The organism is Cellulosimicrobium sp. NPDC055967, assembly GCF_042269845.1.
Classification (GTDB): Bacteria; Actinomycetota; Actinomycetes; order Actinomycetales; family Cellulomonadaceae; genus Cellulosimicrobium.
In genome coordinates, this window is the sequence record NZ_JBHJYJ010000003.1 from 387669 (window position 1) to 396234 (window position 8566).

At 75.2% G+C, this 8566-nt stretch carries 7 protein-coding genes; 5 read left to right on the plus strand and 2 right to left on the minus strand.

What is annotated here, in order from left to right:
- Positions 1-47 precede the first annotated feature (47 nt).
- Positions 48-1070, minus strand: a complete 1023-nt coding sequence (locus tag ACFC2L_RS06575) for a GGDEF domain-containing protein (protein WP_375823478.1) — start codon at positions 1068-1070, stop codon at positions 48-50.
- A 166-nt stretch (positions 1071-1236) separates the two neighbouring features.
- Between ACFC2L_RS06575 and ACFC2L_RS06580 the strand changes: the two genes are divergently transcribed.
- Together ACFC2L_RS06580 and ACFC2L_RS06585 are read left to right on the plus strand one after the other, a co-directional pair.
- Complete coding sequence (locus ACFC2L_RS06580) at positions 1237-3075, plus strand: PQQ-binding-like beta-propeller repeat protein (protein ID WP_375823479.1); 1839 nt, start codon at positions 1237-1239, stop codon at positions 3073-3075.
- Positions 3076-3096: 21 nt separating this feature from the next.
- Positions 3097-4863 carry a hypothetical protein gene (locus tag ACFC2L_RS06585; RefSeq protein WP_375823480.1) on the plus strand — a complete coding sequence of 589 codons (1767 nt, stop codon included), beginning with the start codon at positions 3097-3099 and terminating at the stop codon, positions 4861-4863.
- 75 nt (positions 4864-4938) lie between these two features.
- Here the strand turns inward: ACFC2L_RS06585 and ACFC2L_RS06590 are convergent, their stop codons facing one another.
- A complete protein-coding gene (locus ACFC2L_RS06590; RefSeq protein ID WP_375823481.1) occupies positions 4939-5874 on the minus strand; it encodes a transglutaminase-like domain-containing protein in 936 nt (311 codons plus the stop codon).
- 141 nt (positions 5875-6015) lie between these two features.
- Between ACFC2L_RS06590 and ACFC2L_RS06595 the strand changes: the two genes are divergently transcribed.
- The 3 genes from ACFC2L_RS06595 to ACFC2L_RS06605 all read left to right on the plus strand — a co-directional run bounded on the left by ACFC2L_RS06595 (position 6016) and on the right by ACFC2L_RS06605 (position 8397).
- On the plus strand, positions 6016-7497 hold the full coding sequence (locus tag ACFC2L_RS06595) for a DUF1254 domain-containing protein (RefSeq protein WP_375823482.1): 1482 nt from the start codon (positions 6016-6018) through the stop codon (positions 7495-7497).
- Positions 7498-7632: 135 nt separating this feature from the next.
- Positions 7633-7980 (plus strand): hypothetical protein, encoded by a 348-nt coding sequence (locus ACFC2L_RS06600; RefSeq protein WP_375823483.1) that lies wholly within the window; start codon positions 7633-7635, stop codon positions 7978-7980.
- 3 nt (positions 7981-7983) lie between these two features.
- Positions 7984-8397 (plus strand): PIN domain-containing protein, encoded by a 414-nt coding sequence (locus ACFC2L_RS06605; protein WP_375823484.1) that lies wholly within the window; start codon positions 7984-7986, stop codon positions 8395-8397.
- Positions 8398-8566 lie beyond the last annotated feature (169 nt).

Here is an 8566-nt window from a genome sequence, read left to right on the forward strand (position 1 = left end):
CCGGTCGACCACGCCTCCACGCGCTGTCGAGCACGACATGGGTGCTGTTATCCGACGGATAACGGCACCCATGTCGTGTTCGGCGGGGTGGGTGTGTTCGGCGGCGTGGGTGTGTTCGGCGGGGTGGGGGCCGCCGCGAGGCGGGCCTCGCCCTCGCGCACGAGCTCGTCGGCGTCCGCCGCTCCGGCGACGGACCACGTGAGCGACGTGCGGAACGTCGGCCGGATCCGGCCCTCGGGCGCGCCGAGCTGGGCGAGGACCTCCTGGCGCAGGGCCTCGGCGCTCGCGGCGGCCTCGACGTCGCCCATCGCGGGCAGGGTCGCGAGGACCGCGAACCGGTCGCCGTCGACGCGGCCCGCCTCGCAACCCCCGGGGAGCCACGACCGCAGGCTCCGACCGACCCCCGTGAGGAGGGCGTCCCCGGCGTCCTGCCCGTGGACGGCGTTGACACCGGCCATGTCCTGGACGTCGAGCAGGAGCAGCACGACGCGCGTGCCGCCGTGCGCGACCAGCCGGCAGCGCCGCGTGAGCGAGTGCCACGTGCTGCGGCGCGAGAGCAGTCCCGTGAGCGGGTCGTGCGTGGACCGCTCCGCGAGCGTGCCGACGAGCGAGCGCACGAGCTCCGCCGCGCCGACGCTCGCCCAGCGGCCGCCGCGGACGAGGACGTCGTCGTACCGGCGGTCGTCGGGCCGGGACATGGCGAGCGTCGCGACCTCCGTGACGGCCGCCGTCGGCGCGACGACGAGCGGGGCCCAGTCCGTGACGCTCGCGACGGGCCGGCGCTCCAGGACGGCGCGGCCGTAGCCGAGCCGGCCGGTGAGCGCGGCGACGAGGCTCGCGCGCACCACGACCCCCGTGCGCGGGCCCGGAGCGCCCGGCGGGGGGACCTCGTCGTCGTGCACGACGACGCACGCGACGTCGGGGTTGCGGAACACGACCTCGAGCTGCCCGACGGGCATGGAGGAGCCGACCGACAGGACCGGCCGCGCGAGGTCGGCGACGGTGCCGCTCGCGCGCGCCGGCGGGCGTATCGCGGTGTGCTGGGCCAGCTCGGTGAGTTCGTCGTGCACACGGGCAGTGTGGCGGCGCCGCGACGGTCGCGGCCGGGGCGAGCACGAGTGTTCGTCGAGAGTTCACGACGGCGTCACGCGCCGGTCGTCGGGCGTCACCGGAGCGGCACGGGCGCGGCGCGCGTCCGGGGCGGGAGCTACCGCGAGGTCCCCTAGGCTGGACGGCGTGCCGCTCCGACGCCGTGACGCCCGGGACCGACTGACCTTCGAGCTGGTCGAGTCGGCGGACGCGGACGCGGACCTCGAGGACGACACGCCGGCCTGGGGCTCCGCGACCGGGCCCGCTGCGGCGCCGCGCACCGTCGCCGCAGGCCCGGTCTGGTCGGGTGCCGCGCGGTCGGGCGCGGTGCGGCCGGTCGCCCTCGACGCAGCCGTTCCCGGACCCGACGCCCCGGACCAGGACGCCGAGGACGCGCCCGACGGGGACGAGCCTCCCTCCGCGGGGGACGGCCCCGACGGTCCGCGGGCGGCTCGACCCGGGCGACGCGCCGCCGTCGTCGGGGCCGTCGCCGCCGGGGTCGCGCTCGTGCTCGGCGGGATGCTCGCGGTCGACGCGTGGCACGGCCGGGCCGGTCTCGACCGCCTGCGCGCCGCACCGGGCGGGGTCGAGCCGCTGCCGGACGCCCCGCGGGAGCAGTGGACCACCGACGTGGGGCTCACCGGTGGCCTCGCGCTGCTGCCCGGCAGCATCGTGACGGTCGCGGACGGGGAGGCGGTCGCCGTCTCGCTCGACAGCGGCGAGGAGCGCTGGCGGGTCGACGTCGGGAAGGACGCGACGTGCGGGAGCGGGCCCTTCTGGTCCCTGCCGTCGGGGGAGCCGGACGACACGCTCGTGTGCGTCGCCCCCGTCCCCGAGTCCTCGGGAGGGATCGTCCGCGACGGTTCGCTGGAGCTCGACCCCATGACCGGGCGCGTCGTCGCCGCGACCTGGACGATCACGGTGGTCGACGACGACGGCGAGGTGCTGGGTCAGCGTGACGCGAGCACGGACGGCGCGCTCCTGACCCCGGGCCCGGACGGGACGGTCCTCCGCGCCGAGCGCGTGGGCGAGATGCCGACGGGCGACGGAGCCGTGGTCGAGCAGGACCTGACGACGGGCGAGCTGAGCGGCATCCCGGAGGGCCGTCCCGCCGTCGTCCAGGTCGAGGACGCGCTCACGGGCGACGTGCGCTGGGAGGCGGAGCTCCCCTTCGTCGCCGGGGCGGGACAGTGCATCACGTGGAGCGAGGCCGACGGCGAGGAGACGATCCGCGCCGACCTGGAGAACCTGTGGACGGCGGTCGAGACGCGCCTGGTGCGCGTCGAGGGCTGCGGCGTCACGTCGTGGTTCACGCCCGACGGCACACGTCTGGACGAGCCCGACAACCCCGTCGACGGGGTCGTCGCGCTCGTCGACGGCACCTACTTCCGTGACCCGACCGGCTACGACTGGATACCGACGGTCCGGACGGAGCCGACGTCGGCACCGGCGGTCCTCGGAGCGGACGGGTCGGTGCACTGGGAGCCGCCGGGCAGCGTCCTCTCGCCGACGGCGACCGACGGGCGCCCGGTGCCGACCTTCGTGCGGGACGGCCTGGACCTCGTCGCGTTCGACGCCGAGGGCACCGAGCTGTGGCGCACGTCCGAGCAGAGCAACCCCGACGCGGTGCTGGTCGCCGCGGGCGGGACGCTCGTCGTCTCCCAGGGGTACGGGGACGGCGCCCTGACGGGCCTCGACCTCACGACGGGCGGCGAACGCTGGTCGCTCGACCGCGAGGAGCTGAGCGCGGGGCTGGAGGTCGGGGCGGGCTGGTCGGCCGACGTGGCCTACACGGACGGGTCCCGTGCGATCCTCGCCGTCTCCGACTGGGAGGCGGGGACGACGTCGCTGCTCGCGCTCGACCTCGCCGACGGCGTCGTCGCGTGGACGGCGCAGACCACCGGTCAGGACGGGGGTTCCTGGGTCGCGCCGCTCCAGGGGCGGCTCCTGCGGATGAGCGAGACGGAGATCACCCGGCTCGGTTGACGGCCGTCCTACTCTGAGCGTGTGCCGCTCCGACGACGAGACGGCGGTGACGACCGCCGCACGTTCGAGCTCGTCGAGTCGGCCGGGATGGACGTGGACCCCGACCTCCTCGACGCGCCGCACCCCGTGCTGCTCGGTGCGCTCCCGCGCGGAACCCCTCCCGGTCTCGGGGCGTACGACGCGACGGTGCCCGCCGGCGACGGCCCGGACGGGGTGGGCGTCGAGGGGACGCCCCCTGATCCGCGCGAGCCGCGCGAGCCGCGCGAGCCGCGCGAGCCGCGCGAGCCGCGCGGGGACCGCAGGCGAGCGCGCTGGGTCGCCGCCGCCGTGGTGACCGGCGTCGTGGCGGTGCTCGTGGGCGGGATGCTCGTCGTCGACACGGTGACGAGCCGTGACGCGCAGGAGCGGCTCGAGGTCGCGCGCGGGGCGGTGCGGCCCCTCGACGCCGCCCCGACCGAGCGGTGGACGGCGCCGGCCGCGACGGACCGCGGCGTCGGGTTCCTGCCGGGCCTGCTCGTCACCGTCGAGGGCGACGAGGCGGTCGCGCTGGACCTGGACACCGGTGCCGAGGCCTGGCGCGCCCCGCTCGGCGGGGACGAGGCCGTGTGCGGGTCGTCGTGGAGCCCGTGGGAGCCGTCGGGTGCCACCTCGCGCGAGGTCGTGTGCGTCGCGGGGTCCGGCGTGGGGCCGTTCTGGTACGAGCCCGGGGCGCGGTCACAGCCCGAGCCGGGCGCGGACGTCCCCCCGGCGCACGTGACGGTGCTCGGCGCGGCGGGGCAGGTCGTGGGGGAGCGCGACGTCGCGGTGGGCGGCGCGGTGCTCGTGCCGGGCCCCGACGGCGGCCTGGTCCGGGCCGAGCGCGTCGGGGAGCCGGGGGAGCCGAGCGGGCCGCCCGTCGCGGTCGACCCGGGTGCGGGCGAGTCGGTCGACGGCGTCGCAGGGCGGGACGTGGTCGTGACGGTCGAGGACGCCCTGACGGGCGACGTGCGCTGGCGCAGCGAGCTCCCGTTCCAGGACGTGCCGTGGTCGTGCACCACGTGGGACCCGGAGACGGGCGGCGAGGAGATCGACCCGGACCGGCTCACGCTCGTCGCGACGGAGTCGCTGGTCGACGTCGTCGGCTGCGGCGTCGCGGCGTCGTTCCTCCCGGACGGCGAGCGCCTGGACGACCCGGACCTGCCGGCCGACGGCGCCGTGCCGCTCGCGGGCGGGCGGTTCCTCGTGGACACCGACCGGCAGGGCACGACCGGGGCGCTGCGACCCGACCGGGTGCTCGACGCCGCGGGGGTGCCCGTCCTCGACGCACCGGGCGAGGTGCTCGACCCGCAGGCGACCGACGACCCGGCGCCCGGCGTGCTCCTCGTGCGCGACGGGATCGACCTGCGCGCGTACGACGAGGAGGGTGCGCGCCTGTGGACGTACGACGGCGCGCGCGTCCCGGAGGTCGTCCACGTGCTCGCGGAGGGCACGGCCGTCGTCGGGACGGCGAGCACGGTCTTCGGGCTCGACGCGCTCTCCGGCGAGCCGACGTGGTCGCGGTTCCTCGACGACCTCGGGGGCTACGAGGGCTGGTCGGCGAGGGTGACGCAGGCCTTCACGGACGGTCGGTGCGCGATCCTCGTGCTGGTCGACCCGGCCACGGGCACGCACCCTCGCATGGTCGCGCTCGAGCTGTCCTCGGGATCGGTCGTCTGGGAGCAGGACCTGGACGGGGAGCGGGCGTCGTTCGTCCCCGTGCAGGGCCGGCTCCTGCGCTGGGACGGGGAGACGGTCGCGCTGCTCGGCTGAGCCGCACCCCGGCCCGGCCGACGAGACCCGCCCGCGGGGCTCACCCGTCGGGCCGGACGGGCGCACCCGACGGGCTCACCCGACGAGAGCAGCGTCCCGCGGGACGGCGGCCCAGCCGGTCCGGCGCGCGGTGAGGTCGGTCCAGCCGAGCCGGCCGGTGGGCGACCACGTCGTCACGTAGCGCCCGGGCCGCAGGCGGTCGTCCGTCGCCCACAGGACGGTGAGCGCCGCCTCGGCGGTCCGGTCGCCCGCGTCAGCCTGGAGCGTGAGGTCGGCGACCCGGTCGGTGAGCGCCACGGCACGCGCGTCCGGCGCGGCGCCGGGCAGGGCGGCCGCTCCCCACACGTCCCACAGCAGGAGCTCGTGCCGCTGCCGGTGCGCGAGGTCGGCGAGCACGTACCGCTGCACGAGCCCGGGCCCCGTCAGCCACGGCACGTCGGGACCGACGCCGTGGTCGGCGAGGTCGCGGCGTCCGGCGCGGTACGCCGTCCAGACCTCCGCGGCGGTCTCGAAGGGCGACCCCTCGCCGGCCGGCAGGTCGAACGGGTCGAACGCGACGTCGTCGGGCGCGAGCTCGGGGTCGGACCGCACCCACCGGGCGCCGTCGTGCCGCTCCACGACGACGTGGTCGTGGTGGAACCCGTCCGACCCGAGGTAGCCCGCGAACCCGAGGCGTGTCCGGGCCGGGACGCCGTGCTCGCGCAGGACGGCGACGGCGAGGAGGGAGTGGTCGCGGCAGCATCCGCCGACCTGACGCTCGGGGGAGCGGGGCGCGTCGAGGTGGCCGGGCGAGCGCTCCACGACCGCGTCGAGGATCGACGCCGTCCAGCGCCGGTCGACGTCGTCGAGCTGGTCCGGCGTGGCGGTGGTCGCCCCGGCGCGGTAGTGCACGACGGCGTTCGTCACGGCCGCGTGCAGGCTCGCCGGGTCGGGTGCCACGGCCGCGAGGAGCGGCCCGTGGTGACGCGGGTCGGAGTAGGGGCTGTGGGTGGCGTAGCGCGAGACGTCCATGCGGCGAGCCTCGGGTCCGCCCCAGGGGCAGGGTCAAGCCTTCCTCCCGGTGGCGGTGCGGTGGCCCTCGACCTACGGTCGGCGCAGCCGCTCGGCGTCGAGCGCGCGTGCCGTGCACCGATCGACGAAGGGGCCTGAGCCATGTCCGACGCGAGCACCGAGACCAGCACCGGGACCAGCACCGGGACCAGCACGGCGACGAGCGCCGGGGCCGACGCCCTGGCCGCGGCGGTCGCCGCGGTGAGCACGCCGTCGCCGGTGGACACGCCGCTGGGGCGGTTCGAGCTGGTCGACGGGGTGCCGACCCCGGAGTCGGTCGAGCGGCTCTACGGGTCCCTGGACTTCCTGCGCGGCGTGGAGGCGTTCCTCAGCGCGATGCCCGGCGCGTCGCTCGTGGCGATGCGGCGCGGGTTCCGCGAGCTCGGCCTCCTGCGCTCCAACCAGGTCGGCTACACCGACCCGCGGGCCGACTCGGGCGGCATCTTCCTCACGCCGAACACGGCGACGACGTACGGGTCGCTCTTCGTCGACCTGCGCGAGACGGGCCCGCTCGTCATCGAGCCCCCCAAGAACTCGCTGTGCGTGGTGGACGACTTCTGGTTCCGCTACGTGGCCGACATGGGCATCGCGGGCCCGGACCGCGGCGAGGGCGGGCGCTACCTGTTCCTCCCGCCCGGCTACGACGACGAGGTGCCGGACCGCTACTTCGTCTACCGGACGCCCACGTTCACCAACTGGGTCGTGCTGCGCGCGCTCGGCGGCGTCCCGGCGATGAAGGAGACGCGGATCTACCCGCTCGCGGACGCGGGGGACCCGCCGCCGACCGAGTTCGTCAACATCGCGGGGACGCGCGTCAACACCGTGCACGCCAACGACGCCTCGTTCTTCGACGAGGTCGCCGAGATCGTCGCGGAGGAGCCGACGAGCGCGCTCGACCCGGAGCGCGCGGGCCTGCTGCGCGCCGTGGGCATCGCGCCCGGCCGCCCGTTCGCCCCGAGCCCGGAGCTGCGCGCGACGCTCGACACCGCCGCGCGCGCGGGCGCGGCGGTCAGCCGTGCGCTCGTCTACTCGCCGCGCGACCCGGAGGCGCGGATCGCGCCCGGGTCGAGCTGGCTCCAGGCGTTCCTCGGCGGCTCGTACGAGTTCCTCGCCGACGGCGCGCGCCTGCTGGACGCGCGCACGCAGTTCCACTTCTTCGCGACCGTCATCACCCCCGCCATGGCGCACGCCCAGGTCGGGGCCGGGTCGGCGTACGCCTACACGGCCCACGACGCGCAGGGCCGGATCCTCGACGGGGCGCGCACGTACCGGCTCGTGCTGCCGCCGAACCCGCCCGCGAAGAACTTCTGGTCGGTGGACCTCTACGACACCCAGACCCGGTCGCTGCTCCAGACCGACGACCCGTACCCGAGCCTCCTGAGCCTCAGCGGCACCGTGGCCACGGAGGAGGACGGCAGCACCGTGCTGTGGTTCGGCCCGGAGCCCCCGGCGGGACGCGAGTCCAACTGGGTCGGGACCGTCCCGGGCAGGTCGTGGTTCCCCATGCTGCGCCTCTACGGGCCGCTCGAGCCGTGGTTCGACCGCACCTGGCTCCCGGGGGACCTGGAGCTCGTCGAGGACTGACACCCGAGTGGCACGACGACACAAGCGTCCGGCGCTGGGTCGACCGCCCCAGGCCGGGACTGGTGTGGCCGAGCATCCGCGATATCGATCCGCTCCGATCTGATATCCTGGAGGGGATGTCGAGGGGAGCCCATCATGAGCATGGCGAAGCAGCGCAAGGCCGACGCCCCGGACGGGGCAACGGCGACGGCCAGGACTGTCTCAAAGACCGTCACGCGAGTTCATGTCGACCTGCGGGCCGGTGAGGCCAAGCCCACGGTGGTGCGCGCGAACCCGCAGGCGTTGGCCCGGGCCAAGAAGCTCCTCGGCTACAAGTCCAACCAAGAGATGGTCATCGATCTGATCCAGAACGCCGTCGACGAGGAGGAGATGCGCGAGGAGCGAGTTCACGCTCAGCGAAAGGCGCTGTCGATGCTCGATGACCTGGATGTCTCCGACCTCGCGGAGGTCACCCAGTTCCGACCTGTCGAACGGACTGTGTGAGGCGTGGCCGGCTACATCGTCGACAACTCGGTGTGGGGTCGGATCAAGGTTCCTGAGGTTCGGCACGCAGTGGACGGCCTGACCGACGTGATCTACACGGTCACCCCCCAGCGTCTGGAGTTCCTTTACTCGGCCACGTCCCAGGAGGACTTCGACAAGCAGCAGCGGTTCCTCGACGCCGTCGGGGTGTACCTCGAGCCCGCTGACGACCTCAACGACACCTGCGAGGACATCCAGCGAGCGTTGGCGACACACGGCAAGCTGCGGTCGGTTGGTCCCGTCGACGTGATGATCGCGGCATATGCCTACCGACACCGTCTCACCGTGCTGCACTACGACTCCGACTTCAGCGACCACATCGCCGCCTCGGTCCAGGGGTTCCAGCAGGAGTGGGTCGTCCCTCGCGGCTCGCTCTGACCGAGGACCAGGCCCTCCCGACGGCCGGCCTCTCGCCCACGCCCCGGTCGTTTGGCGACGCGCTTCGTAGGTGGGCCCTAGGCCCTGTCCTGCGAATGTTCTTGGCATGTGTCCGGTAATGTCCGGGTTGTGGGTGTGGGGCGTGGTGAGCTGACTGACACGGCGTGGG

Coding starts and splice junctions, on each gene's coding strand:
- ACFC2L_RS06590 (WP_375823481.1), bottom strand. CDS start 5,874: ATGGACGTCTCGCGCTACGCCACCCACAGCCCCTACTCCGACCCGCGT.
- ACFC2L_RS06595 (WP_375823482.1), top strand. CDS start 6,016: ATGTCCGACGCGAGCACCGAGACCAGCACCGGGACCAGCACCGGGACC.
- ACFC2L_RS06600 (WP_375823483.1), top strand. CDS start 7,633: ATGAGCATGGCGAAGCAGCGCAAGGCCGACGCCCCGGACGGGGCAACG.